Raw genomic sequence first — 23,429 nt, 5'->3', positions numbered from 1 at the left:
CTCTGACTACGACAGAATAGTGAAATTTCGCCACCCTGAAGATTAAGGGCTTGGATTGACACTTCATTAGCTTTATCTTTCCCAAAGATAGAATTCAGGAATGCCAAATATGACGCTGCCTCCGAACGTCCATGACGCCGAACCCATCCCCGCGGCCGCCCGCGACGCCATTGATGCCCTGATGCAGTCAGGCGACCTGTTCCGCTACACTGCGCCGCAGGACGCTCCGGTTGCGCTGCTCGAGTCGGAATTCGCGGAACTGCTGGGCACGAAATACGCGCTGGCTGTATCGTCCTGCTCGGCGGCGCTGTTCCTATCGCTCAAGGCGCTGGGTTTGCCGCGGGACGCGCGGGTGCTGATACCGGGCTTTACCTTTGCGGCGGTGCCCTCATCGGTCATACATGCGGATTGCATCCCCGTATTGTGTGAGGTGGGTGACAATTATCGCATCGACATGGATGACTTTGCCGCCAAACTGGATAACGTGCAGGCCGTGATCATTAGCCATATGCGCGGACATACTTCGGATATGGACGCGATCATGACTCTGTGTAGCGCGCGCGACATTCCGGTGATCGAGGACGCAGCCCATTCGCTGGGGACAACTTGGCATGGCCGCAATATTGGGACGATTGGCAAGATCGGCTGTTTCTCGTTTCAGTCCTACAAGATGATCAATGCGGGCGAAGGTGGCATTCTGATAACCGACGACGCTGATCTGGTCGCGCGTGCCGTGATCATGTCCGGCGCCTACGAACATAACTGGAAGAAACACAAAGGCCCGCGTGGCGACAACTCATCGGAACTCGAGCAGGCCTTTGGCCGCTGGCAGAACCAGTTGCCGCTGTATAACCTGCGGATGAGCAACCTGAGCGCTGCAGTAATCCGTCCCCAGATGCCTGAATTGGCACGCCGTGTCGGCGATGGGTTGCAAAACCACGACTATGTGGCAGAGCGCCTGAACTCATCGCCCTATATCAACGTGCCTGCCCCGCTGGTGCCAGAACGCCGGGCGCCGGACTCGATCCAGTTCAATCTGGTTGACCTAAGCGATGATGATATCCGCGCCTTTGCCGCAGCATCCGAAGCACGCGGAGTGAAAGTTCAGGTATTCGGCCTGAGTGAAGACAACGCCCGTGCCTTTTGGAACTGGCAATTCCTGCCGGAACAGACCGAGCTGCCACAAACGCGAAACATGCTGATGAAAGCTTGCGACGTGCGCCTGCCTGTACGCCTGACAGGCGCGGAACTGGATGTGATCGCTGATATTCTGTTGGCTTCAGTAGGGGAAATTACCGCCCCGAAAATCGCATTTGGAACCTGAACAAGCTGAATTCAAACGAAAAGGCCCGCCAGCGGCGGGCCTATTTCATTGTGTGGACAAATTCAGTTCAGTTTAGACAGCTTTTGCTGCAACTCCGCCAACTGCTTCTTGATGTCGTCCAGATCCTCACTCGACTGGGGTTTGGCCTCGCTATCCGTTTCCGGACCGGACCAACTGCCGGAAATGCCGCTGGTCATCGCCTTCAGAAATGCCTTTTGCTGCGCTTGCAGTGCTTCGAAACCCGGAATCTGGGTCATCGGATTCATCGCAGACATGTTTTCCATCATTTTGCTTTGGCTTTCGCGCAGCATTTCGAACGAGCTTTGCAGGAATTGCGGCATCACTCCTCCGCCCGGCAACATATAGCTGCGCACAAGATCGTTCAGCACGTTCACCGGCAGGACATTCTCACCGCGGCTTTCATGCTCGGCAATGATTTGCAGCAGATATTGCCGTGTCAGATCATCCCCAGTCTTCAGGTCTATGATCTGAACTTCGCGACCGTCACGTATGAATGCCGCAATATCTTCGAGCGTGACATAGTCACTGGTTTCAGTGTTATACAGCCGACGGCTGGCATATCGTTTGATTAGCAACGGTTTTTCTTGTTCTGACACCGTCTACCCTCCCCAAGGAATGATGCATTGCAGCAGAGATTATGCGAGTGCAGAACAAAAAGAAAGGGCAGGTCTTTCGACCCGCCCAACGCGATTGCACCAAATGGGAGGAGTGGGTGCGCCTCGCTATCTTACCTTACTTGGCGCCAGCTGCTTTTTTCGCAGCAGTGGACACGTCGTTGGTTGCTTTTTTGACAACGGCAGTTGCGTCTTCTGCAGCGTTTTTGCCAGCAGCCATCAGCAGCTCAACGGTTTCCGACTGAACTTTTTTCGCGATTTCAGCGAAAGCAGCCAGGTTTTCAGCAGCAACTTCTGCCGACGCGCTTGCGTAGTCGGTTGCAGCTTTTGCGTAATCTGCAGGGTCAGATTTCGCTTTCGACATATCGGACAGTTTGGCCAGGGTTTCCTTGGTCCATTTGTTCGAAATCTCAGCCGATTTCTCAGCCGCTTCCAGAGCAACGCCCGACAGCTTTTCGTTCAAGGTCGCGGTGGTGTTGAACGCACCTTCCAGAGCGGTGGTGTCAACAGGGAATGCACCCATCATGTCTTTCAGGGTCGCGGTAAAGTCTTGAGTCTTTGCCATTGTCCAAATCCTTTGCTTGCCGATCCGGGCCAACCCCGGGCTTCATCAGCTTGAGGATAATATCGTTGCTGCATCGCAGCATTGCAAGTTTTTTCTTGCTGCACTGCAGCAATATTTTTCTAAACTGTTAAAAATCAATCTGTTGCCTTCACCAAAACATAGGTTCCTGGTGCCTCGGCCAGGGAAGCGTATCCCGAATCGCCCACTTGGCGCGCGGGGATCTGCTTGCCGGATCTCTTCTTCAGCCAAGCTTCCCACTGCGGCCACCAGGACCCTTTATGAAAATCGGCCTCTTTCATCCACGCATCGGCATCCGCATTGAGATCAGGGTTGGTGTAGTGGCCGTATTTCTTCTTGCTCGGCGGGTTCACGATGCCTGCTATGTGACCGGATTCCGAAACGACAAACGTCTTCGAACGTGACCCCATCTGCTGCACACCCCGATAACAATCTTTCCAGGCGGCGATATGGTCGGTTTCACAGCTGATGGCCATCAAAGGAACATCAACGTCGCGGATATGTAGTTTGTGCCCAAGCAAATCGAAACCGTCGGTCACAAATTGATTTTTCTGACAAAGCCCCCGCAAATACTCGATTGCCATTTTGCCCGGAAGATTTGCGCCATCCCCGTTCCAGTAGAGCAAATCAAACGCCGGAGGGGTCTCGCCCATCATATAGCTTCGAATGGCGGGGCCGTAGATCAGGTCATTCGATCGCAGGAACGACATGGTACGACCTATGACCCATGCTTTTAGGATACCGTCTTTCGTCACTTGTTCTTGAATGCCGTCGACAAAGTCGTTCTGTAGGAACGGCGTGAATTCCCCCTGCTCACCGAAATCGGTCAAGGTTGTAAAGAAGGTCGCCGATTTGATGGATTTGTCGCCACGCTGTTTCATCAGGGACAGCGTCAGGCTCAACGTGGTGCCGGCAATGCAATATCCCACCGCATTGACCTGCTTTACCTTACAGATCGACTTGACGGTCTCGATGGCGGTCAGAAATCCCTCTTCGACATAGTCGCCCATACCGACCTCGGCATGAGAAGCATCCGCATTTACCCAACTCACAACAAACAGGGTATAGCCCTGCTCGGTCACCCATTTGATGAGGCTGTTCTGCGCCTTAAGGTCCAGAATATAGTATTTGTTGATCCAGGGCGGAAACAGAACGATCGGGGTTTCGTGTACGGTCTCGGTCGTGGGTTTGTACTGGATCAACTCCATAAGCCTGTTGCGATAGACCACGTCGCCCGGAGTTGTCGCGATATTCTCGCCAAGCTTGAACGCGGATTCATCCGCCAGTCTGACAACCATTTCACCATTATTGGCTTCTAGGTCCGCAACTAGATTCTCTAGCCCTTTGATCAGCGATTGCCCTTCCGTCTCGACCGCCTTTTCCAGCGCGTCGGGATTGGAGGCCAGAAAATTCGTCGGAGACATCAAGTCAATGATCTGTTGCGAAAAGAAATGCAGCCTCTGCTTGTCCTTGCCGTCCAGATCGTCGACCGAAGCAACCGCCTGCGCGATTGCATCGGCATTTGTCTGATACTGCTGGCGAATAAACCGGAAATAGGGGTTGGTGTCCCAAAGAGGGTTTGAGAACCTTTTATCCTTGGGTCCGGGTTCGCTGTCCTCGACCCCGCCGGCGGCCAGCGCCTGCTGAGCCTCAGCAAAGTTCATAACGGATTGTCCCCAGAAGGCGACCTGATGTTCCAGAAGCTTGGCGGGATTCTGCCACGCTTCGGCGAAATACGAAGTTGCTGCTCTTGCGAAAAGATCTTGATTCGGACCGTCCAACGCGGGAGTGTGCGCCTCTTTGCCAGCCATCACATCGATCAGCCTTTTCGACAATTCTTCGACTTTCGTCATATTTTCTCTAATCCGTTCAAGGTGTTCCTCGGACAGCTCTGGCGCGTTATCTTCACTTGTTGTCATTTTAACAATTCCACCCTAACCTCGCTGCTATGCAGAATAACGTCGTGGGCGTCGGGGGGCAAAGCGACGAATGGTCCGAATTATCAGGCTGACACTCAGGAGGCCCATTTCATGCGCTACATGATGACCTACGATCTGATGGAAACGATGCGCAACACCAATCAGTGGATGGGTGCTACGGCAAGTGCCATGGCTTCTTATCCGCTGTTTTCGATGGTGCCCAACCCTGCGTTCAGCATGATGGCCGCCTGGGGCGAGGTGACTGAGCGGACGTTCCAGCGCATGGTTGTAAAACCCGACTGGGGAATCCGTACATTCACTTGCGAAGACGGCAAGGATCATCTGGTCGATATTGTCCCGGTGATCGAACGCCCTTTTGGTGATTTGATACATATACGTGTCAATGGCCGCGCCGAACAGCCCCGCAAGGTGCTGTTGGTCGCCCCGATGTCTGGACATTACGCCACTTTGCTTCGGTCCACCGTAAAAAGCCTCTTGGTGAATTGCGAAGTTTATATCACAGACTGGCATAATGCGCGCGATATCCCCGTGTCCGAAGGTAAGTTTGATGTAGAGGATTATACACTTTACCTTGTCGATTTCATGAAAGAATTGGGACCGGACACCCACGTTGTAGCCGTCTGCCAACCGGCGCCGCTGACTCTGGCCGCCACAGCCTATCTGGCCGAGGTCGAACCCAAAGCCCAACCCAGCACGCTGACATTGATCGGCGGACCTGTTGACCCGGATGCCACACCTACCGACGTGACTGATTTTGGCCGCCGCGTGACAATGGGGCAGCTGGAAGAAACCATGATTCAGCGCGTCGGCTTCAAGTATAAGGGCGTCGGGCGCATGGTGTATCCCGGCCTGCTGCAGTTGGCCTCGTTCATGTCGATGAATTCGGACCGGCATTCTCAGGCGTTTTCCGAGCAGATCCAGAGGGTTATGCGGGACGAGGCTTCGGATCACGATGCCCATAACAGATTCTACGATGAATACCTCGCCGTCATGGACATGACCGCCGAGTTCTACCTTTCGACCGTCGAACGCGTCTTCAAAAACCGCGAAATCGCGCGCAACGAGTTTGTTGTTGCAGGGCACAAGGTGGATATCGGCAAAATTACAAACGTTGCTGTCAAAACAGTCGAAGGTGCGAATGACGACATCTCGGCCCCTGGACAGTGCATTGCTGCGCTCGAGCTGTGTACAGGGCTGCCGGATTCGAAAAAAGCCAGCCATGTCGAACCTGGCGCAGGTCACTATGGCATCTTCGCCGGCCGCAGCTGGCGCGACAATATCCGCCCATTGGTGATCGAATTTATGAACGCCAACGCCCGCAAACCCTCTCGCAAAGCGGCCAACCGCAACAAAGTGGCCTAACGCCGATGGGAAAGAAAGTCGCCAAACAGACGGCTTTCGCCTGCAACTGTGGAAAACTCTTTGGCAGCATTACAGCCAGAGGCGTTCAGTACGGAACGCATGTAGTCTGCTTTTGCCGTGATTGCCGGGCCGCGCAGATATATTTCGGGCAACCGGACCCTGCGCCGGAACCGGTGGACATTTTTCAAATGGCCCCTGAAGAAATCAGGATCGACGGCGGCATCGAACACCTGGCCGCGATGCGCCTTGGCCCCAAGGGGATGCTGCGCTGGTATGCCAGCTGCTGCAATGCACCGCTGGCGACGACATCAAATACTCCAAAATTTCCGTTTGCGGGCTTTGATGTGAAACGAGCTTCCGATCCGGACTGTTTAGGGCCGGTTACGACCCAAGGGTTCATTCCGCAGGCCGATGGAAAACACAAACACAAGCGACTGGGTTACGCTGTCGCCGGGATTGTTACGCGGGTACTAAAATCCCGGCTTTCTGGCAGTTGGAGGGACACCCCGTTCTTTGATCAGAATACGGGCCAGACGATCTCAACCCCGGTCATTCTCAGCAAAGAACAGCGTAAAGCGCTCTACGCGTAGTCCAGCGCAGGCTTCACGCTGAGCCAGGTCTTCAGCGCCTCGGTGACATTTTCAGGCGATTCCAACGTAGGCAAATGTCCTGCATCCTTGATGACGTGCAGTTCTGCATTTGGGATCAGGTCCGCCATGAACGCATGCCTTCGCACCGGAACAACCGTGTCATGCGCCCCACATAGCACCAAAGTCGGGGCCGTGATCCGGCGCAGGTTGCCCTGCTGATCCGGGCGACGCTGCAGCGCGCGAATCTGACGCTCGAACACCTGCGGGCCCAAATCCAACGCCATCTAGATGACATCAGCAAGAATGGGAATACGTCGAGGCCCCGGGGCCAGCGAATCCGATCCAATCAGCCGACGCATCACTTCCTCTAACCGACCCATCTTGGCGGCGACCAACAGCTCCTCCCGCGCGGCTGCGGTCTGGGGCGATTCCGAATGCGCATCCGAAGCCATCAGACACAAGCGCGACACCCTCTCGGGTGCATATCGGACAATTTCCAAAGCGACTACTGCGCCCAGGCTTAGGCCCGCCAATGCAAAGCGTTGTGGCAACTGAACCAATAGGCCCCGCGCGATCTCTTCAATCCGTTCAGCAGTCGAAACCGAAGCGACCGTCACGGCGCGATCACGTGACAGGGCGCGCATCTGATGCTCAAATACCCGCGCATCACACATCAAACCGGGCAAAAGAACCAACGGCTCGATCAAACAACTCCTCCTTTGGAAAAGTCACTCAAATCGTCGTCATTAGTTTCAGGATGAGAGGTTTTGTATGGTTCGGCAAGTTAAAGTTCAGGGGTAGCGGATACTGCGAAAAGCGGGGAAGTCCGCATATCGTTTTTGCCGCTCAAGGTCACCATCGCCAGGCGCGCCTCCTGGGCGCAGAAGGCAGCCCCGCGGTGCAATATAACTGTCGATGCGCTTATAAGGCACAGGCCTCCAGACCAGATTGAAAGCACAGAGTTTTGGAAAGAACCAGATTTCAGAATATTCAAGATGGTCGTGCATCCACCACGCCAAATCCCGCCAATCCCGCCCCGCCTCATATTGATCCGCAAACCATGGGATCACGATCGATGCCCCGGCAATCCGATCATCACCCACAGCGCGATCCCAGATGTGACATTCAAGCGGGTTATCATTTCGCGCGCAATTCAGCCGGTTTTCATTACCGAAATGGTTCAATGATGCCGAGCGATAGCCGGATCGTACGGCAATCCGGCCAAAGGTCTCCTCAAGCGGGTCCAGCAGGGTTTCGCAAAGCGCCTTTCCGGTTTCGATGGCAAGGTCGGGATCGTCAGGAAAATTCTGCTTTTCGTGAAAATTGCCTATTTCCGAATACAGAAAATCGCGCATGAAAAAATGACGGGACAGACGCACACGACCGAGGGTTTCAAGGCTCCACATACTGCCTGGTCTGCGCATTATTTCTTCCTCACTCGATCCCCAAGGTTTTCAGCCATCTCAGGATACCAGCCACCACTTCGTCGGTCTGCCCCGGAGACATCAACCGCCCGGCGATCACATGGGAATTAGGATCGTCCCCGGGCCCCATTGTTACCAGCTCAACCGACGCAGGGGCGCCCCATGCCTTGGTAATCTCGTGGGTCAGGTCGGCACGCACGACCTGATCTTCATTCGAGAACCAGAACAACGCGGGAACCTTTGCGTCTGAAAAATCCTGCGCATAGACCACATCCACCAGCACTGTCATCGGCACCACAGCCTGCCAAGGGTAGACCGCCGACCAGAATTTGTTCATTTCCGGGTTCACCCCTGCGACGCCCCGGGTTTCACCCATCATCAGGGGCAACCAAATGCGCGCCCAAGGCAATCCGGGTATCCATGCTCCGGCCGCTTTAACGCCGAAATTCGGAGAAACAAATACGATCCCTGCAACGTTTTGGCTCAGCTCTTCATTCAGTGCGGCCGCCGCTGCCAACGTGCCGCCGGTTGATGTCGAAATCACCACGACCTTATCCCCAACCGCCCGTGCAGCAGCCAGCCCTTCAGCAAGATCCTGCATCCAACCCGAGGCCGTCGCCTCACCCATTGCATCCCCGCCGCGACCATGACCCTGCAGCCGCGTGTAGACCAGATTGGCGCCCAACGTTTCGGCGAGCAGATCGGGAACCGGTCGGATCTCTTCGGATGATGCCGAAAACCCGTGCAGATATAGAATCGAAACAGGTGTTCGCTGCTCTTTATAGCCCTCTTGCCAAATAACTCGCTTTTCGACCCCCGGAATGATGTCGGCGAATGCAGATTCCACACTTTCGAAATAGACCTGCACCCCTTCACCGAATTTGCGCGCGTCAAATGTTGGGGCCAGATCAACCTTCTCACGCGGGCCAAGCCAATAGATCAGGCCAAACGCAACGATCAATGTCAGAAAAACGCGACCCAATATCCGCATTATTGGGCTGCCATCACATCGAGAACGGCTTGTTCGATCAACCCAAGGCATGGGCCATCCGAAAAGCGATGATCGGCGTGCTTGATCAATGACAGGCGCATATCGGGCCCGAACGCATGTTCAATCAGGCGCACTGCTGTTCCGGTTGAAACCGCTGTGTCTTCGGTACCTTGCAAAAACCGCACGGGAAAAGGCATATGCAGAGGCTTGCGCAGAACCAAATGTTGGCGACCATCTTCGATCATCCGTTTGGTCACGATGTATGGCTCCATATAGTCCGAAGGCAGCTCGACATGGCCAACAGTTTCCAGTGCCTGTTTCTGGTTTTCCGAGAATGAAGCCCAATACCCGTCCTCAGTAAAATCCGGTGCAGCAGCGATGGTCACCATTCCCTGAATCCGATCTGGCAGCGCTTTGGCCAACAGCAGCGCCTGCCACCCCCCCATGGACGAGCCGACTACAATCAGCGGTCCATCCGTCAATTCCGTGATCGCGGCCAGCGTATCCTCATGCCAGTCACCAATGCATCCTTCTTCGAACGTGCCCCCGCTTTCACCGTGACCTGAATAGTCGAACCGCAGAAATGAATGGCCACGCCCCTTCGCCCAGGCCTCCAAATGCACCGCCTTGGTGCCCTCCATATCGGATTTGAGCCCGCCCAGAAACACGATGGTCGGCCTGGTGCCCTCGCTTTTGTGATAGGCCAGCCGCCGTCCCTGCGCCGTTTCCAGAAAATTCGTCGCTGCCATGACACCCTCTTTTCTTTTTCCGACATCATGCACGCCCCACCCCCAAGTGCAATTCCAAGATCCCCCTTCATCTGGCCAAAAATACCTCGGGGAGCGCGAGGGGCCGGCCCCTCGCGCCGGCCCTTGACAGGTTCACCCCCACCTGACAAATGAAGCGAACACAACATAACCCGCAACCGGGCGTTCAGTGGGCGCCAAACCGACGAGGAGAGCCAGCCATGGCCTTGGACGCACAGTCAATCTCTCTCACTTTTCCTGACGGCAATGCACGATCCTATGACGTGGGTGTAACCCCTGCGCAGGTGGCCGCCGACATCTCGACCTCACTGGCCAAAAAGGCCATTTCAGCCACGGTGAATGGCCAGCATTGGGATCTGCAATGGCCCATTGAATCTGATGCCGAAATCGCCCTGCACACCATGAAAGATGAAGATCAGGCAAACGAGCTGATCCGCCACGACCTCGCCCATATCATGGCCCGCGCCGTGCAGGAAATCTGGCCCGACACTAAAGTCACCATCGGCCCCGTCATCGAAAACGGCTGGTACTACGATTTCGACCGGGCCGAGCCATTTACGCCCGAAGATCTCGGCGCGATTGAGAAAAAGATGAAGGAAATCATCAACAAGCGCGACACCGTGACCACCGAGGTCTGGGACCGTCAGCGCGCGATTGATTTCTACACCGAAAACAACGAGCCCTATAAGGTCGAATTGATCGACGCCATCCCGGGCGACGAGCCGTTGCGCATGTACTGGCATGGCGACTGGCAGGACCTGTGCCGTGGCCCGCACCTTCAGCATACCGGCCAGGTTCCGGGCGATGCGTTCAAGCTGATGTCCATCGCCGGGGCCTATTGGCGCGGTGACAGCGACCGCGCGATGCTGCAACGCATCTATGGCGTGGCTTTTACCGGCAAGGAAAAGCTGAAAGCGCACCTGCACATGCTGGAAGAGGCTGCCAAGCGTGACCATCGCAAGCTGGGCCGCGAAATGAACCTGTTCCACATGCAGGAAGAAGCTCCCGGCCAGATCTTCTGGCATCCGAATGGCTGGAAGATCTATACCACCCTGCAGGACTATATGCGCCGCATGCAGGAGCGTGACGGCTATGTCGAAGTCAACACACCGCAGGTTGTTGACCGCAAATTGTGGGAAGCCTCGGGCCACTGGGACAAGTATCAGGAAAACATGTTCATCGTCGAAGTCGACGAGGAACATGCCCGTGAAAAGGCCGTGAACGCCCTGAAGCCGATGAATTGTCCCTGCCACGTGCAGGTGTTCAATCAGGGTCTGAAATCCTATCGCGATCTGCCTCTGCGCATGGCCGAGTTCGGGTCTTGCGCGCGGTACGAACCCTCTGGCGCGCTGCATGGTATCATGCGGGTGCGCGGCTTTACCCAGGACGATGGGCATATCTTCTGCGCCGAAGATCAGATCGAATCTGAAACTGCAAAATTCATCGCGTTTCTGTCGAAGGTCTATGCCGATCTCGGTTTCCATGATTGGACCATCAAGCTCTCGACGCGCCCGGAAAAGCGCATCGGGTCGGATGAAAGCTGGGATCTGGTCGAAAAAGCCCTGGGTGACGCCTGCAAGGCCGCAGGATACGACTATGAGCTTCTCGAAGGCGAAGGCGCCTTCTACGGACCCAAGCTTGAATTCACCCTGACCGACGCGATCGGCCGTACTTGGCAATGCGGCACCCTTCAGGTGGACCCCAACCTGCCCGAGAGGCTGGACGCCAATTTCATTGGCGCGGACGGATCGAAGCACCGCCCCTTCATGCTGCATCGTGCAACGCTGGGTTCGTTCGAACGGTTCATCGGCATCCTGATCGAAGAACACGCGGGCAAATTGCCCTTCTGGCTGGCCCCGCGTCAGGTCGTGGTCGCTTCGATCACCTCCGAGGCTGACGGTTACGTGCAGGAAGTGGTTGAGACACTCAAGGCCGCAGGTATCCGAGCCGAGGCGGACATCCGCAACGAAAAGATCAACTATAAGGTTCGTGAACACTCGGTCGGCAAAGTTCCGGTCATTCTGGCCGTCGGTCACCGTGAAGTTGAGGACCGCACAGTCAGTGTCCGTCGTCTTGGTGAGAAACAGACACAAGTGCAGCCGCTTGAGGCTGTAACAAATGAACTGTCGCGGGCCGCTACGCCGCCCGACCTGCTGTAACAATCAGCGGCAAATTGCACAAAATCCGGCCCCCCCTGAGGGGCCGGATTGAAACATTTGCGTTTTATCTCTTCTAAAACAAACTATTAGTTTGCAAGATGTCATGACAGTCATTGACGGGCTCGTGAGACACAGGCTCGTGAATTCAACTGTGACCTGCAACCCATTACCTTTGTCATTGTCGAACACAGACATACGCAGTCATCAAAAGGATAACCGAGATGTCGAACACCGCTAAATCCCTTGTCATCGCAAGCGCCGTAGCCGCAGCCGTTTCAGGCATGGCCACAACCGCATCCGCACAAGCCAAAGAAAAGTGCTATGGCGTTTCTCTGGCCGGTCAGAACGATTGTGCCGCCGGTCCTGGCACCACGTGCGCGGGCACCTCGACTGTTGATTATCAGGGCAATGCCTGGACGCTGGTAGATGCCGGCACCTGCGCCGATATCGACCTGCCTCAGTCAGCTGACGGCGCTGCCCGCAAGGGATCGCTCGAGCCGCTGGAGCGCGACCTGCCGGCATAAGCCTGAGTTTTTGCCAAATCTGAGGGGCGGGCAAGAATCGCCCGCCTCTTTTTTCAAGACCGCGAGGTTACCAGATGCTGGACAGCACAATCCGATCGAACAGGCTGCCTGCGGCACCAGGCGTCGGCTATAAGCCTCAGCATTTCCAGCAGATTCTGGATCACCCGCAACCGGTCGCATGGCTGGAAATCCACGCCGAGAATTACATGGGCGATGGTGGCCGCCCGCTGGCACAGCTGCGGCACTTGTCGGAACACTTCCCGATTTCCGTCCACGGCGTTGGCCTGTCCATCGGCAGTGAAGGCCCGCTGGATACCGACCACCTGGCCCGTTTGAAACACCTCGTCGGCTGGCTCAACCCCGCCAGCTTTTCCGAACATCTGGCCTGGTCGACACATGACAGTCACTTCCTGAATGATCTGTTGCCCCTGCCCTATACCGACGCAACCCTTGCACGGATTTGCGATCATATCGACCAAGTTCAGAATGTCGTTGGGCGACAGATGCTACTTGAAAACCCGTCAAGCTATCTAGCATTTGATGAAAGCACGTGGTCCGAACCCGACTTCCTGCGCGAAATTTCGGGCCGCACCGGATGCGGGCTCTTGCTGGATGTGAATAACGTTTTCGTATCGGCGACAAATCTCGACTTCTCACCGCAGAGCTATATCGACGCCTATCCGCTGGACAAAGTCGGTGAGATCCACCTTGGCGGGCATGATGAGGATGAAGACGACCACGGGCTTCCCTTGCTGATCGATAGCCACGGGCGAGAAGTGGTTGATCCGGTTTGGGCGCTTCTGAACTATGTGCTTGAACAATCGGGACCAAAACCTGTTCTTGTGGAATGGGATACAGACGTCCCTGATTGGCCTGTCTTGCGTACCGAAGCCGATCGCGCCCAAGCGGCACTGGACCGCATTCCAGCATGAGCGTGTCGCAAGAAGAGTTTCACCTGGCTTTGCTGGATCCAGCCATGTCGGTGCCTGAGGGCCTTGTGGACGCGTCGGATCAGCCGGCGGGACGGCGTTTCAGTGTTTATCGCAACAATGTTGCCGTTTCGCTGACCGAAGCCATGCATCAGGCCTTCCCGGTGATCGCCAAGTTGCTGGGTTCGCAAAACATGGACGGGTTGGCCGGGCTTTTTCTGCGCAGCCACCCACCAACCTCGCCGTTGATGATGTTCTATGGCGAAGCGTTTCCGGATTTCCTGGCCGGGATGGATCAGCTGTCGCATATCGGGTACCTGCCCGATGTGGCGCGACTGGAGCTGGCCCTTCGCCGATCTTACCACGCGGCGGACAGCGTGCCAGCGTCGGACGACGCGTTAGCCGTGCCACCCGAAGATCTGTTCCGGGCCCGATTGGAATTCGCACCTTCGATGCAGATCTTGCGCTCGGACTGGCCCATCTTTTCGATATGGCGGTTCAATACCGAAGACGGCGCACCGAAACCCCAAGCTGGTGCTGAAGATACCCTGATCACGCGCCGCGAATATGATCCTGTTCCTCAGGCCCTGCCGCAAGGCGGGGCGGGTTGGATCGCCGCGATGCAGGCCGGAAACACAATCGGACAGACATTTGAAAACACTACCGAAACCACCCCGGATTTTGATCTTGGGGCCACTCTGGCGCTGCTGTTACAGGGCGGCGCTATCACTTCTGTGACTATTGAAAGGCTGGCAACATGACTGCCCTGATCTCTCTTCATAACAACGTCCTGGGACGGATCGACAGCTCGGCCAACTGGCTGACACCAACCCTGGCGCGTCTTGTCTTTGTTGCCGTGTTGCTTGTCTACTACTGGAACTCAGCCACCCTGAAAATCGACGGGTCGATTTTCTCTCCGTCAGCGGGGGCGTTTGGGCAGATTTTCCCCAAAGCGGCAGAGGCCGTACTTTATGACGTAACCCAGATGACTTTTTTCCAACGCGTCGTAATCTTTCTGGGAACAGTCGCCGAATTTGTCCTGCCAGCCTTGTTGCTGGTCGGCCTGCTGACCCGGGTGGCAGCCCTTGGGATGATTGGGTTTGTTTGGGTCCAGACCATTGTCGACGTGACCGGTCATGGCGTCAAATTGGGAGGCCTGTTCGACAACGCACTTACCTTGATGGATCAGCGCGTGATGTGGACTTTCCTGCTTCTGGTCATCGCGATAAACGGCGCAGGCCCGATCTCGATCGATCGCATCCTGCGCCTGAAGTAACTCAGAAATGTGCCTTGGGCTCGTCCGGTTTACCCGCGGCCAGCCCAAGGAGACCCGCCACGGCGGCAAAGGCGACCGGGAACATGGTGAACACATTGAACCCGAACGCATAATACATCCCAGCCGCAGAAATCAGCAGCAACACGCCACCAATCAGAGCGCGGGCATGTGCCATCGCCCCGCCCGCAATAGCCAATAAAGGCGCAAGGATCGCCGCGGTTCGGATCAACTGCGCATTGTCCACCTGCTCGGCGATCCCGTCGATTTCGCCAAACCTGTCGATCAACTCGACATATCCATAGCCAACAAACCCGACCAACATGCCGATCAGACCGGCAACTACCCCTAAAATCATCGCTGCGTTACGCATTTAGAACCCTCTAGCTTGCGACCAACCACATAAGTACCCACTCAGCCAACGCCAAGGGCTGCCTGCGTTTCAGCCGTCCAGCCCAGATAAAGTGCACCGTCTTTCTCAACAAGCGGTCGCTTCATTAAGGTTGGGTGTTCCTGCAAGAGTTCCAGCGGCTCTTTTTTGCGCTGCTCTGCATCCAACCCGCGCCACGTTGTCGACCTGGTATTGAGCAAAGCCTCGCCGAAACGTTTTAGGGCCTGCGCCAGTACCGCATCCGGCACACCTTGCGCGCGAACATCGATAAAATCCGAACCCTCAAGCGATTTCATAGCCTTACGGCAAGTATCGCAAGTCTTCAATCCATATACGCGCATTTTCGGGCTGCTCCTGTTTCGATCTTGATAATGGGCAAATTCGCCAGTGTATTCCGGTATTTCTTGATTTTTTACTTCACCGTGCAATGTTGAAAAAGACGAAACACGTAATTCGGGCCGTGTCGTGTGGACGAGACGGTGATGTGTTGCGGTTACGTCAATCGCTACCCCCACCAATTTTGTGGGACAACGTGCAAGTAGAAGGAGACACGGGAAATGCCAACTGGCACCGTGAAATGGTTCAATACCACCAAAGGCTATGGGTTTATTGCCCCTGATGAAGGCGGCAAGGACGTATTTGTTCACATCTCGGCCGTTGAAAGATCTGGTCTTACCGGACTCGCTGACAATCAGAAGGTCGCTTACGAACTGGAAGACGGACGTGACGGCCGACAAATGGCTTCAGATTTGAAGCCACTGTAAAATCCCGTTACTGCGGGTACGAAAATCAGGACAACGGCCAATTTCAGGCCGTTGGCCATCGAAAGTGATGTGCCTATTCTGGCGCCCTGCTGCTTTCGGGGCGCGTGGTTCAATTTTGCCACATGGCACGATACAGGACGTACTGGTCGCATAAGTGACCACCATCGTCCAGTTGCCGGATTATCTAGTCCACACTTCCATCAGTTGTTCAGGATCGCACATCCCGGCTCTTGCCCGCTCAGAGGTGAACTGGAGCGCAAGTTTTTGGTGCATGTAGCCGTGGGTTCGCAAATCACCATCGACGATGGGGGGACTCGGCATGTGCCACGCGAGGTAGGAACAGGGTCAGACAACCGGTTTTGATCAAAACTGAAAGTGTCATGAAACGATCGCAACCATTTCATGACGCCCCGTATAGACAGACGGCAAGCGCACTCAGCTTTCCTTGATGATCGCCTCGAACTCACGCCATTCCCGCCCGGTCATGCCCGAGTTTTCCTGCGTGACCGTCTCTCCGGCCAACATCCGACGCAGGCTGTCGACCATCTGCGCGGAAAGATTGACCGCACCCAAGCGGTAATCTTCAAACGCCTTATAGGCGGCCGGCACCCAATCAGCGACGATCTTGCACATGGCATCGGCGTAAACACGAATTTCGTATTGGGCATGAGGATCCGCGCGCAGACGCAGGAAGTGGAACAGGTTGTGCAGGTCAACCTTCCAGTACCATTGCGTGTAGATATTCGCCGGAAGGTTCATCCGCGCCAGTTCACGCGCAAGCCCTTGCTGCCCGTCCTGACCCATCATCGCCTCGTAATTGTCATAACAACGCGCGCTGTCAGCTTTCAATATCTCAAGGACGCGCGCGGCTTCTTCGCCCTGCAACGTATCGCCGCGACCCTGATTGTTGATCTCGGACTGCGCGGACACGTGCTCGGGTGCCGGGATATAGAATTCACGGTCCAAAATCGAATAGCGCGCCGAATATTCATTCACATTCGCCGTCCGGTGCCGAATCCACTGTCGCGCGACAAAAACCGGTAACTTGACGTGCAACTTTATCTCGCACATCTCAAACGGGGTCGAGTGCCAGTGCCGCATCAGATAGCGGATCAACCCTTCGTCATTTTGCACTGATTTGGTGCCCTTGCCATAGGACACGCGTGCGGCCTGACAAATCGCAGCGTCATCACCCATATAGTCGATCACGCGCACAAAACCGTGGTCCAGAACCTGATGCGCCGTGTACAGATGTTCCTCCATCCCCGCAGCTACAACACGGCGTGTTGGATGCGATTGCGCCCGTTGCGCTTCGATCTCGCCCAGTTGGTCAGAGGACAGCGGCATGAAATTTCCTTTCCAGCAATGAGTCGCCTGCCACTATATATCGCCAATCAAAAGACAGGAACCGCGATATGTGCGCCCACATTTGCATATTCAGAATTGTGTCCGTGCGGCCTCTCGACACGTGATGTACGCGCGCTAAGGTGCAGGGCATCACCTGAACAGAAAGGAACCCGCAATGGGGCTCACTTACCTCCACACCATGGTTCGCGTGAAGGACCTGGACAAATCCATGGCGTTTTACAAGTTGCTGGGTCTTAAGGAAACACGCCGCTATGACAGCGAACAGGGGCGGTTTTCTCTGATCTTCATGGCTCCCGCTGGGCAAGAGGATCGACCAATCGAGTTGACCTATAACTGGGATGGGGATGACGATCTGCCCAACGACAGCCGCCATTTCGGCCATCTCGCCTATGGAGTCGACAATATTTATGAAACCTGTCAGCACCTGCAGGACAATGGAGTCGTGATCAACCGGCCACCACGCGACGGCCGAATGGCGTTTGTCAGGTCACCCGACAATATCTCGGTAGAGTTGCTACAAAACGGTGATGCGCTGGAACCGGCCGAACCCTGGGCCAGCATGGAAAGCACCGGGCACTGGTGATCCGCTGGTTGATCACACTGGGCCTAGCCTTTTTAGCCAGCCCCCTGCGGGCCGAGCCCTGCCGCCTTGCGCTTGCGCTGGCAATGGACATTTCAACATCGGTAAGCGCAGAAGAGGACGCGCTGCAAAGGCAGGGCCTTGCCGCAGCGTTGGTTGCCCCCGAGGTGACCGAGGCCTTCTTTTCCTCGTCGATGCCGGTCGCGCTGGCTGTTTATGAATGGAGCGGCCGGGACGTTCAGCACATCATACTGGGCTGGACGATGATCAACACGCAGACCGATTTGCTGGTGGCAGCGACCACGATACAGCAATCGGTCCGATCAGACAGCGACTCGGCCACGGCGATGGGGTATGCGCTAGCCTTTGGGGCGACGCTGATGCAGCAGGCCCCGACATGTCTTTTTCAAACCATTGATCTGTCAGGTGACGGTTCGAACAACGATGGATATGGCCCGGATTCCGCCTATCGGCATTTTCCCTTTGAGAATACGATTGTGAATGGCCTGGTCATTAATGCCGCCGACTTCGAAGGCGAGCTGTACCTGATTCCCTTCTTTGAAAACAATGTCCTGTACGGCCCCGGCGCGTTTCTGGAAATCGCCGACGGGTTCCAGGATTTCGAACGCGCCATGCGGCGCAAACTTGAACGCGAACTAAAAGGTATGCAGATCGGCGCATTGTCGGGCCCCGGCCAGCGATGATACGTGCGCTTGCAACGATAGTCAGCATATTGGCCACCTCTGCGGCATCAGAATGCCGCCATGCTTTGGCTTTGGGCCTGGATGTGTCGGGATCAGTCGACAGCTCGGAATACCGGTTGCAGCTTGGCGGCTTGGCAGGTGCTTTGCGCAGGCCCGAGATTAAGCAACTCTTTCTTTCAGACGCAGCAAACCCGGTACACATCGCGATTTATGAGTGGAGCGAACCCGGCCACCAACGCCTGTTATTGAGCTGGACCGCAGTACAATCGGACCTCGATCTGGAGCGCATAGCCACCCTGCTCGACCATGTGAAACGCAGCGGCGCTCCGCAAGGAACCGCCGTCGGGTCCGCCATGCTGTTCGGTGCCGAGCTTTTGGGCCAGAAACCCGATTGCTGGAAGCGGACATTGGATCTGTCGGGGGACGGAAAGCACAATATCGGCCTGCATCCAAGAAATGCGAAACAGACGCTCTCTGGCGACGGTATCACGATCAATGGACTGGTCATCGGTGCCGACGACCCTGACATCGGTAGCACCCGCTATGTTCAGGTCGGAGAGCTGCTGGCCTATTTCAAAGCATGGGTCATCCTTGGCCCCGGCGCCTTTGTTGAGGTTGCTCTGGGCTTTGACGATTACGAAGAAGCAATGACCCGTAAACTGATCCGCGAACTTGAAGGCCTGACCCTATCGGATGCGGGACAGAGGCCGACCAAGCATCAGTAGATATAGCGGATCTGATCCGTCCAATACCGTTCTACCCGCCGCAATGCTCCGGTAATGTCCTCGATCCCTTCCTGTCTAAGAACGCCGCGCGATTGTAGGCCTTCGGCATGTCTCGAAAACAGCTCGGAGACGATATCGCGGATTTCCCGGCCCTGTGGCGTTAACCGGACACGCACCGAACGGCGGTCTATTTCGCAACGCTGGTGGTGCATATACCCCATCTCGACCAATTTTTTGAGGTTGTAGCTGACATTGCTGCCTTGATAGTAGCCGCGGCTTTTCAATTCACCAGCGGTAACCTCATGATCTCCGATATTGAACAAAAGCAACGCTTGAACCGCGTTGATCTCAAGAACACCGACCCGTTCAAACTCATCTTTGATGACGTCCAACAACAAACGATGAAGCCGCTCAACCAGAGCAAGTGCCTCAAGATAGCTGGTCATGAAGCCTTTGACCCCCGGCGCGGAGACCTGCATTTCCAAACTCATACGATCCTCCGATTCATTCGCGCAGTTTCAGGCAGAATGAAGCGAAAAGCCGAAAAATCAGTTAAGCCGGATAATCTTTATTTTTGAAAGGTTTGTGCAATTTCGGAAACAAGGTCCGAGAATTGGGTAGGTGGCAGGACCTGACCGGTGACCCATTGATACAGGTCCTGATCATTCTCGTGCAACAGGGCGTCGTAAACATCCAGCCCTGTTGCATCCATGGAGTCCAGATTGCGGTCTGCATAGGCAGCCAGAATCAGATCCATCTCTTTGATGCCGCGTCGCATGGAACGCATTTTCATCCGTTTGATCCTGACATTGCGCGGTTCGGCCACTATTCCGCCTCCAGCATCATGCGCACACGTTTCTCCAGCCTTGCAGCCCGCTCGGCGCTGGCGCGCATCTCGCCTCGGATTGAACGAAGCTCGGATACGATTCTGGCCAGGTCAGGTGCGTTTTCTCCAGCCTCGACAGGGGCGTCCATCCCGTCGCCCTCGCCGGTGAGAAGCCACATGATCGAAACGTTGATCATGCCTGCCATCATCGACAGTCGGTTGGCCCGGGGCTCAGACAGATCATTTTCCCAGGCGGCAATCGTAGACTTCTTGACACCCAGCCTGCGGGCCAGATGTGCCTGCGTCATCCCCGCTGCTTCACGCGCCCCTGCCAGCCGGTCGCCGAATGTCGCCGCGTCGGGTCCGTACCAGTCATTTTCGTCGTTCATCGGGGTCTCCAAATCTCTTGTTTTATATCGCTTGATCGTCGTTCGGGCGCACCCTATGACAGTCAGGCTAAACATACAAACTGAGGCCGACCATGAGTTTCCTGTCTGCGACACTGTCACGCGTAAAACCATCTCCAACAATCGCGATGACAGCCAAGGCGGCCGAATTAAAGGCAGCCGGACGAGACGTAATTGGCCTAAGCGCCGGAGAGCCAGATTTCGACACGCCCCAGAACATCAAGGATGCTGCGGTGGCGGCCATCGCCGCTGGAAAGACCAAATACACCGCGCCCGATGGCATACCAGAGCTGAAGCAGGCGGTTTGCGCCAAGATGAAACGTGATCATGGACTGGATTATACGCCTGCTCAGATCTCAGTCGGAACCGGTGGCAAGCAGACGTTGTATAACGCGCTGATGGCCACCATGAACGCGGGCGATGAGGTGGTCATACCTGCGCCCTATTGGGTCAGCTATCCCGATATGGTTCTTCTGGCCGGCGGAACGCCTGTGACAGTTGAAACGACCTTGGAGAACTGTTTCAAACTAACCGCTGAACAGCTTGAGGCAGCGATTACACCAAAGACCAAATGGTTCATCTTCAACTCTCCGTCCAACCCAACCGGTGCAGGGTATAGCCGGGCGGAATTGAGAGCTTTGACCGATGTCCTGATCAGGCACCCGCATGTTTGGGTAATGACAGATGATATGTACGAGCATCTGGCCTATGACGGGTTTGAATTCTGCACACCGGCAGAAGTCGAGCCCAGGCTTTATGACCGCACCCTGACCTGCAATGGTGTATCCAAAGCCTATGCGATGACTGGCTGGCGGATTGGCTTTGCAGCAGGGCCTGCCGAATTGATTGCGGCAATGCGCAAGGTTCAGTCTCAATCGACCTCGAACCCCTGCTCGATCAGCCAATGGGCGGCGGTAGAGGCGCTGAACGGTACACAGTCCTTTCTGGCCCCGAACAATGAAACGTTCAAACGCCGCCGTGATCTGGTCATCAGCATGCTGAACCAGATCGAAGGAGTGACCTGCCCAACTCCTGAAGGTGCGTTTTACGTCTACCCTTCCATTTCCGGGTTGATCGGAAAGACCACGCCTGCTGGCACTTTGATCGACACAGATGAAGCCTTCGCAACCGCGCTTTTGGAAGAGGCTGACGTTGCAGTCGTCTTCGGCGCTGCGTTTGGGTTGTCCCCCAACTTCCGCGTCAGCTATGCTACGTCAGATGAAGCGCTGACCGAAGCCTGCACGCGCATTCAGAGGTTTTGTGCTTCGCTGACCTGATCGGAGACCTTATGACTGCCGAATTGCCTGAGTACTATTTCCGCATACGCGAAAACGGTGCCGCGGTTTTCCGGATCGACACGGAAAACCGCCAACGTCGGATTGAAATGAACCAGATCGCGGTCATCAACATCCGCAACGGAGAGGTGAAGCCGCAGGGTCAGCGCGCTCTGACTGAGGCGGATCAGGCCGAAATCGAGCGCTGGATGGCAGAACGTAAAGATCTTCTGGCGCAGCGCGATATCGACGATATTCACCGCGCGGTGGACTATCTGAACCTAACCACACAGTGGGCCCAGTCCAAAGCGACTGACCAACAGCTCGAGGACGTTACGGACCGGCTACTACTGGCGATGCATGATCTGCGCAGCGTATTGGTTCGGAAGAAAGCCGACCGGCTGAACAAAGGCTAATTTGCCTTCACGCTGCCGGTTCAGCGATCATACGCACTGATCGTAACCAGAAGCGCGCCATCAACAGTACGGCGGCACAGGCAAGACCCAGCACAAGGCCCAACCAGACACCGACGCCCTCCATGCCGCGGATGAACCCAAAATAGTAGGACGCCGGAATTCCGACGACCCAATAGCTTAGCCCCGCCATGACCATTGGCACCTTGGCATCCTGCAATCCGCGCAAAAGGCCCAACGCGATCACCTGTGCGCCGTCCACCAGCTGGAACAACGCAGCCATGGCCAGCAATCCGGTACCTATGGCCAGAATCTCGGGGCGTTTCGGATCCTGCGGTTCCACAAATACGGAAATCAGAGGCTCGGCGCAGGTCAGGAATAGGATGATTGTCAGGATAGACACCACAAGGGACATCCCTGTCACGGCGACGGCACCTTTTTCCAGATGCGCGCGGTCCTTGCGGCCAAGCGCATTGCCCGCCCGGATCGTGGCGGCGTTGGACAGGCCCAGATGGACCATGAATGTCGCCGAGGCGAGGTTCAGAGCGATCCCATGCGCCGCCAGCGGCACCTGACCGATCCAGCCCATCATAAGGGCCGACATCGCGAACAGAGACACTTCGGCCAGCAGGGTCAGCCCGATGGGTATGCCTAGCTTCAGAACGCTCAGCAGCATCTCCCAGTCGGGCCGCCAAAACCTTTGGAACAGGCTATGCTCGGGCAGAACTTTTACAGCATAGATGATAACCGCAATTAACGACACGGTCTGCGTCACGACCGAAGCGATAGCGGCGCCCATCACGCCCAGTTCAGGCGCACCCCAGTTGCCAAAGATCAAAGCATAGTTGGTCAGACCGTTCACCACCGCAGCTGCAACAGTGATCCACAAAACAACCTGGGTTCGCTCCAACGCCGCAAGGTAGGACTTCAAGACCATTACCACCAGAGCGGGGAACAGACCCCAGCCTGCAACCCGCAGGTATTCCGATGCAGTTTCTGCCACCTGTGGATCCTGATCTGTGGCGATCAAGATCGGGTATGACCACCACAGCAATGGCATTACCACTGCTGCATATAGCAACGACAACCAGAGCCCCATGCGGGTCGAACGGCGAATGCTGGTTTCATCGTCTTCGGCAGCGGCTGTTGCCACCATTGGCATAACGGCCAGACCGAACCCGCCCCCGAACAGGAACAGGACAAAGTAAAAGCTGCTGGCCAACGTGACCGCCGCCAGAGCTTCGACCCCGTACCAGCCAAGCATGATCGTGTCTGTCAGACCGATTGCGAACTGCGCCAGATGCCCGCCAACCAATGGCAGGCCCAGGACGGCAATGGCACGGAAATGGCCTTGATATGTCATCACCTTATTCATTCCACCAGCCATAGGCCCGGGGAAAGGCCGGGACAAGACCGGAACAGAGAAATTTCAGAGTGAGACATGGATCCGGGACAGGTGCCCTGCCCCGAACCTTA

29 protein-coding genes are annotated in these 23,429 nt (G+C 55.8%); 14 read left to right on the top strand and 15 right to left on the bottom strand.

The annotated features are described in order from the left end of the window. Nucleotides 1-109: 109 nt before the first annotated feature. Nucleotides 110-1,324 carry a DegT/DnrJ/EryC1/StrS family aminotransferase gene (locus tag AC2FIC_RS08680; protein WP_496692386.1) on the top strand — a complete coding sequence of 405 codons (1,215 nt, stop codon included), beginning with the start codon at nucleotides 110-112 and terminating at the stop codon, nucleotides 1,322-1,324. 62 nt (nucleotides 1,325-1,386) lie between these two features. Here AC2FIC_RS08680 and phaR read toward each other — a convergent pair whose 3' ends face one another. The 3 genes from phaR to AC2FIC_RS08665 form a co-directional block, all read right to left on the bottom strand. Then, nucleotides 1,387-1,941, bottom strand: a complete 555-nt coding sequence (gene phaR / locus AC2FIC_RS08675; RefSeq protein ID WP_142633004.1) for a polyhydroxyalkanoate synthesis repressor PhaR — start codon at nucleotides 1,939-1,941, stop codon at nucleotides 1,387-1,389. Nucleotides 1,942-2,077: 136 nt separating this feature from the next. Further along, the gene (locus AC2FIC_RS08670) at nucleotides 2,078-2,524 is read right to left on the bottom strand and encodes a phasin family protein (protein WP_142633002.1); all 447 of its coding nucleotides are present in this window, start codon (nucleotides 2,522-2,524) and stop codon (nucleotides 2,078-2,080) included. 134 nt (nucleotides 2,525-2,658) lie between these two features. Then, complete coding sequence (locus AC2FIC_RS08665; protein WP_496692387.1) at nucleotides 2,659-4,461, bottom strand: PHA/PHB synthase family protein; 1,803 nt, start codon at nucleotides 4,459-4,461, stop codon at nucleotides 2,659-2,661. Nucleotides 4,462-4,572: 111 nt separating this feature from the next. Here AC2FIC_RS08665 and phaZ point away from each other — a divergent pair, with 111 nt between their 5' ends. Beyond that, nucleotides 4,573-5,844 (top strand): polyhydroxyalkanoate depolymerase, encoded by a 1,272-nt coding sequence (gene phaZ / locus AC2FIC_RS08660; RefSeq protein ID WP_271947865.1) that lies wholly within the window; start codon nucleotides 4,573-4,575, stop codon nucleotides 5,842-5,844. A 5-nt stretch (nucleotides 5,845-5,849) separates the two neighbouring features. Beyond that, on the top strand, nucleotides 5,850-6,434 hold the full coding sequence (locus AC2FIC_RS08655; RefSeq protein WP_496692388.1) for a DUF6151 family protein: 585 nt from the start codon (nucleotides 5,850-5,852) through the stop codon (nucleotides 6,432-6,434). On the opposite strand, the gene AC2FIC_RS08650 is transcribed toward AC2FIC_RS08655, so the two are convergent. The 5 genes from AC2FIC_RS08650 to AC2FIC_RS08630 form a co-directional block, all read right to left on the bottom strand. Next, the gene (locus AC2FIC_RS08650; RefSeq protein WP_496870132.1) at nucleotides 6,425-6,718 is read right to left on the bottom strand and encodes an alpha/beta fold hydrolase; all 294 of its coding nucleotides are present in this window, start codon (nucleotides 6,716-6,718) and stop codon (nucleotides 6,425-6,427) included. The genes AC2FIC_RS08655 and AC2FIC_RS08650 overlap by 10 nt on opposite strands. Further along, nucleotides 6,719-7,141 (bottom strand): alpha/beta fold hydrolase, encoded by a 423-nt coding sequence (locus AC2FIC_RS08645; RefSeq protein ID WP_496870130.1) that lies wholly within the window; start codon nucleotides 7,139-7,141, stop codon nucleotides 6,719-6,721. It abuts the gene before it with no gap. A gap of 84 nt (nucleotides 7,142-7,225) precedes the next feature. Beyond that, a complete protein-coding gene (locus AC2FIC_RS08640) occupies nucleotides 7,226-7,840 on the bottom strand; it encodes a hypothetical protein (RefSeq protein WP_496692460.1) in 615 nt (204 codons plus the stop codon). A gap of 28 nt (nucleotides 7,841-7,868) precedes the next feature. Beyond that, nucleotides 7,869-8,849: an alpha/beta hydrolase gene (locus AC2FIC_RS08635; protein ID WP_496692389.1), complete on the bottom strand. Its 981-nt coding sequence runs from the start codon at nucleotides 8,847-8,849 to the stop codon at nucleotides 7,869-7,871. Continuing rightward, on the bottom strand, nucleotides 8,849-9,598 hold the full coding sequence (locus tag AC2FIC_RS08630) for an alpha/beta fold hydrolase (RefSeq protein WP_496692390.1): 750 nt from the start codon (nucleotides 9,596-9,598) through the stop codon (nucleotides 8,849-8,851). The genes AC2FIC_RS08635 and AC2FIC_RS08630 overlap by 1 nt, the downstream gene beginning before the upstream one ends. A gap of 218 nt (nucleotides 9,599-9,816) precedes the next feature. Between AC2FIC_RS08630 and thrS the strand changes: the two genes are divergently transcribed. The 5 genes from thrS (at nucleotide 9,817) to AC2FIC_RS08605 (ending at nucleotide 14,504) form a co-directional block, all read left to right on the top strand. Beyond that, on the top strand, nucleotides 9,817-11,775 hold the full coding sequence (gene thrS / locus AC2FIC_RS08625) for a threonine--tRNA ligase (protein WP_282027329.1): 1,959 nt from the start codon (nucleotides 9,817-9,819) through the stop codon (nucleotides 11,773-11,775). Nucleotides 11,776-11,996: 221 nt separating this feature from the next. Then, complete coding sequence (locus tag AC2FIC_RS08620; RefSeq protein ID WP_142632987.1) at nucleotides 11,997-12,299, top strand: BufA1 family periplasmic bufferin-type metallophore; 303 nt, start codon at nucleotides 11,997-11,999, stop codon at nucleotides 12,297-12,299. 74 nt (nucleotides 12,300-12,373) lie between these two features. Continuing rightward, nucleotides 12,374-13,231: an MNIO family bufferin maturase gene (gene bufB / locus AC2FIC_RS08615; protein WP_271947879.1), complete on the top strand. Its 858-nt coding sequence runs from the start codon at nucleotides 12,374-12,376 to the stop codon at nucleotides 13,229-13,231. Further along, on the top strand, nucleotides 13,228-13,989 hold the full coding sequence (locus AC2FIC_RS08610; protein ID WP_496692391.1) for an HvfC/BufC family peptide modification chaperone: 762 nt from the start codon (nucleotides 13,228-13,230) through the stop codon (nucleotides 13,987-13,989). The genes bufB and AC2FIC_RS08610 overlap by 4 nt, the downstream gene beginning before the upstream one ends. Next, on the top strand, nucleotides 13,986-14,504 hold the full coding sequence (locus AC2FIC_RS08605) for a hypothetical protein (protein WP_496692392.1): 519 nt from the start codon (nucleotides 13,986-13,988) through the stop codon (nucleotides 14,502-14,504). Before AC2FIC_RS08610 ends, AC2FIC_RS08605 begins: the two co-directional genes overlap by 4 nt. Before the next feature lies 1 nt (nucleotide 14,505). Here the strand turns inward: AC2FIC_RS08605 and AC2FIC_RS08600 are convergent, their stop codons facing one another. Further along, nucleotides 14,506-14,874, bottom strand: coding sequence for a hypothetical protein (locus AC2FIC_RS08600; protein WP_142632981.1), 369 nt, complete (start codon nucleotides 14,872-14,874; stop codon nucleotides 14,506-14,508). Nucleotides 14,875-14,915: 41 nt separating this feature from the next. Next, entirely contained in the window at nucleotides 14,916-15,233 is a 318-nt protein-coding gene (locus AC2FIC_RS08595; protein WP_496692461.1) for an ArsC/Spx/MgsR family protein, read from the bottom strand. A 216-nt stretch (nucleotides 15,234-15,449) separates the two neighbouring features. Between AC2FIC_RS08595 and AC2FIC_RS08590 the strand changes: the two genes are divergently transcribed. Next, complete coding sequence (locus AC2FIC_RS08590; protein WP_142632979.1) at nucleotides 15,450-15,656, top strand: cold-shock protein; 207 nt, start codon at nucleotides 15,450-15,452, stop codon at nucleotides 15,654-15,656. 435 nt (nucleotides 15,657-16,091) lie between these two features. Here the strand turns inward: AC2FIC_RS08590 and thyX are convergent, their stop codons facing one another. After that, complete coding sequence (gene thyX / locus AC2FIC_RS08585) at nucleotides 16,092-17,003, bottom strand: FAD-dependent thymidylate synthase (protein ID WP_142632978.1); 912 nt, start codon at nucleotides 17,001-17,003, stop codon at nucleotides 16,092-16,094. Nucleotides 17,004-17,178: 175 nt separating this feature from the next. Between thyX and AC2FIC_RS08580 the strand changes: the two genes are divergently transcribed. From AC2FIC_RS08580 to AC2FIC_RS08570, 3 genes are read left to right on the top strand one after another with little or no spacing between them, the layout of a single operon-like run. Beyond that, nucleotides 17,179-17,607 (top strand): VOC family protein, encoded by a 429-nt coding sequence (locus AC2FIC_RS08580; RefSeq protein WP_142632976.1) that lies wholly within the window; start codon nucleotides 17,179-17,181, stop codon nucleotides 17,605-17,607. After that, entirely contained in the window at nucleotides 17,604-18,308 is a 705-nt protein-coding gene (locus AC2FIC_RS08575) for a DUF1194 domain-containing protein (RefSeq protein ID WP_281994409.1), read from the top strand. Before AC2FIC_RS08580 ends, AC2FIC_RS08575 begins: the two co-directional genes overlap by 4 nt. Then, nucleotides 18,305-19,033: a DUF1194 domain-containing protein gene (locus tag AC2FIC_RS08570; protein ID WP_496692393.1), complete on the top strand. Its 729-nt coding sequence runs from the start codon at nucleotides 18,305-18,307 to the stop codon at nucleotides 19,031-19,033. Before AC2FIC_RS08575 ends, AC2FIC_RS08570 begins: the two co-directional genes overlap by 4 nt. Here the strand turns inward: AC2FIC_RS08570 and AC2FIC_RS08565 are convergent. From AC2FIC_RS08565 to AC2FIC_RS08555, 3 genes are all read right to left on the bottom strand, one after another. After that, entirely contained in the window at nucleotides 19,027-19,524 is a 498-nt protein-coding gene (locus AC2FIC_RS08565) for a MarR family winged helix-turn-helix transcriptional regulator (RefSeq protein WP_496692394.1), read from the bottom strand. The two genes, AC2FIC_RS08570 and AC2FIC_RS08565, sit on opposite strands and share 7 nt — an antisense overlap. Nucleotides 19,525-19,601: 77 nt before the next feature. After that, nucleotides 19,602-19,826, bottom strand: coding sequence for a succinate dehydrogenase assembly factor 2 (locus AC2FIC_RS08560; protein WP_282021852.1), 225 nt, complete (start codon nucleotides 19,824-19,826; stop codon nucleotides 19,602-19,604). Nucleotides 19,827-19,858: 32 nt separating this feature from the next. Next, complete coding sequence (locus AC2FIC_RS08555) at nucleotides 19,859-20,248, bottom strand: helix-turn-helix domain-containing protein (RefSeq protein ID WP_496692395.1); 390 nt, start codon at nucleotides 20,246-20,248, stop codon at nucleotides 19,859-19,861. Between the two features lie 92 nt (nucleotides 20,249-20,340). Here AC2FIC_RS08555 and AC2FIC_RS08550 point away from each other — a divergent pair, with 92 nt between their 5' ends. Both AC2FIC_RS08550 and AC2FIC_RS08545 read left to right on the top strand, forming a co-directional pair. Next, nucleotides 20,341-21,543: a pyridoxal phosphate-dependent aminotransferase gene (locus AC2FIC_RS08550; RefSeq protein WP_496692396.1), complete on the top strand. Its 1,203-nt coding sequence runs from the start codon at nucleotides 20,341-20,343 to the stop codon at nucleotides 21,541-21,543. Between the two features lie 11 nt (nucleotides 21,544-21,554). After that, nucleotides 21,555-21,956 carry a hypothetical protein gene (locus AC2FIC_RS08545; protein WP_271947903.1) on the top strand — a complete coding sequence of 134 codons (402 nt, stop codon included), beginning with the start codon at nucleotides 21,555-21,557 and terminating at the stop codon, nucleotides 21,954-21,956. Between the two features lie 7 nt (nucleotides 21,957-21,963). On the opposite strand, the gene AC2FIC_RS08540 is transcribed toward AC2FIC_RS08545, so the two are convergent. Continuing rightward, nucleotides 21,964-23,328 (bottom strand): MATE family efflux transporter, encoded by a 1,365-nt coding sequence (locus tag AC2FIC_RS08540; protein ID WP_496692397.1) that lies wholly within the window; start codon nucleotides 23,326-23,328, stop codon nucleotides 21,964-21,966. Nucleotides 23,329-23,429: the final 101 nt, after the last annotated feature.

This window comes from Ruegeria sp. CDSC079 (assembly GCF_059610505.1).
Note: the sequence above shows the minus strand (reverse complement) of the source record. Positions and strands in the feature narration are given on the sequence as shown.

Bases quoted from the DNA above. Each gene is read 5' to 3' on its own strand.
- AC2FIC_RS08680 (WP_496692386.1), top strand. From the start codon at position 110: ATGACGCTGCCTCCGAACGTCCATGACGCCGAACCCATCCCCGCGGCC.
- AC2FIC_RS08670 (WP_142633002.1), bottom strand. From the start codon at position 2,524: ATGGCAAAGACTCAAGACTTTACCGCGACCCTGAAAGACATGATGGGT.
- AC2FIC_RS08665 (WP_496692387.1), bottom strand. From the start codon at position 4,461: ATGACAACAAGTGAAGATAACGCGCCAGAGCTGTCCGAGGAACACCTT.
- phaZ (WP_271947865.1), top strand. From the start codon at position 4,573: ATGCGCTACATGATGACCTACGATCTGATGGAAACGATGCGCAACACC.
- AC2FIC_RS08655 (WP_496692388.1), top strand. From the start codon at position 5,850: ATGGGAAAGAAAGTCGCCAAACAGACGGCTTTCGCCTGCAACTGTGGA.
- AC2FIC_RS08650 (WP_496870132.1), bottom strand. From the start codon at position 6,718: ATGGCGTTGGATTTGGGCCCGCAGGTGTTCGAGCGTCAGATTCGCGCG.
- AC2FIC_RS08640 (WP_496692460.1), bottom strand. From the start codon at position 7,840: ATGTGGAGCCTTGAAACCCTCGGTCGTGTGCGTCTGTCCCGTCATTTT.
- AC2FIC_RS08635 (WP_496692389.1), bottom strand. From the start codon at position 8,849: ATGCGGATATTGGGTCGCGTTTTTCTGACATTGATCGTTGCGTTTGGC.
- AC2FIC_RS08630 (WP_496692390.1), bottom strand. From the start codon at position 9,598: ATGGCAGCGACGAATTTTCTGGAAACGGCGCAGGGACGGCGGCTGGCC.
- thrS (WP_282027329.1), top strand. From the start codon at position 9,817: ATGGCCTTGGACGCACAGTCAATCTCTCTCACTTTTCCTGACGGCAAT.
- AC2FIC_RS08620 (WP_142632987.1), top strand. From the start codon at position 11,997: ATGTCGAACACCGCTAAATCCCTTGTCATCGCAAGCGCCGTAGCCGCA.
- bufB (WP_271947879.1), top strand. From the start codon at position 12,374: ATGCTGGACAGCACAATCCGATCGAACAGGCTGCCTGCGGCACCAGGC.
- AC2FIC_RS08610 (WP_496692391.1), top strand. From the start codon at position 13,228: ATGAGCGTGTCGCAAGAAGAGTTTCACCTGGCTTTGCTGGATCCAGCC.
- AC2FIC_RS08605 (WP_496692392.1), top strand. From the start codon at position 13,986: ATGACTGCCCTGATCTCTCTTCATAACAACGTCCTGGGACGGATCGAC.
- AC2FIC_RS08600 (WP_142632981.1), bottom strand. From the start codon at position 14,874: ATGCGTAACGCAGCGATGATTTTAGGGGTAGTTGCCGGTCTGATCGGC.
- AC2FIC_RS08595 (WP_496692461.1), bottom strand. From the start codon at position 15,233: ATGCGCGTATATGGATTGAAGACTTGCGATACTTGCCGTAAGGCTATG.
- AC2FIC_RS08590 (WP_142632979.1), top strand. From the start codon at position 15,450: ATGCCAACTGGCACCGTGAAATGGTTCAATACCACCAAAGGCTATGGG.
- thyX (WP_142632978.1), bottom strand. From the start codon at position 17,003: ATGCCGCTGTCCTCTGACCAACTGGGCGAGATCGAAGCGCAACGGGCG.
- AC2FIC_RS08580 (WP_142632976.1), top strand. From the start codon at position 17,179: ATGGGGCTCACTTACCTCCACACCATGGTTCGCGTGAAGGACCTGGAC.
- AC2FIC_RS08570 (WP_496692393.1), top strand. From the start codon at position 18,305: ATGATACGTGCGCTTGCAACGATAGTCAGCATATTGGCCACCTCTGCG.
- AC2FIC_RS08565 (WP_496692394.1), bottom strand. From the start codon at position 19,524: ATGAGTTTGGAAATGCAGGTCTCCGCGCCGGGGGTCAAAGGCTTCATG.
- AC2FIC_RS08560 (WP_282021852.1), bottom strand. From the start codon at position 19,826: ATGAAAATGCGTTCCATGCGACGCGGCATCAAAGAGATGGATCTGATT.
- AC2FIC_RS08555 (WP_496692395.1), bottom strand. From the start codon at position 20,248: ATGAACGACGAAAATGACTGGTACGGACCCGACGCGGCGACATTCGGC.
- AC2FIC_RS08550 (WP_496692396.1), top strand. From the start codon at position 20,341: ATGAGTTTCCTGTCTGCGACACTGTCACGCGTAAAACCATCTCCAACA.
- AC2FIC_RS08545 (WP_271947903.1), top strand. From the start codon at position 21,555: ATGACTGCCGAATTGCCTGAGTACTATTTCCGCATACGCGAAAACGGT.
- AC2FIC_RS08540 (WP_496692397.1), bottom strand. From the start codon at position 23,328: ATGAATAAGGTGATGACATATCAAGGCCATTTCCGTGCCATTGCCGTC.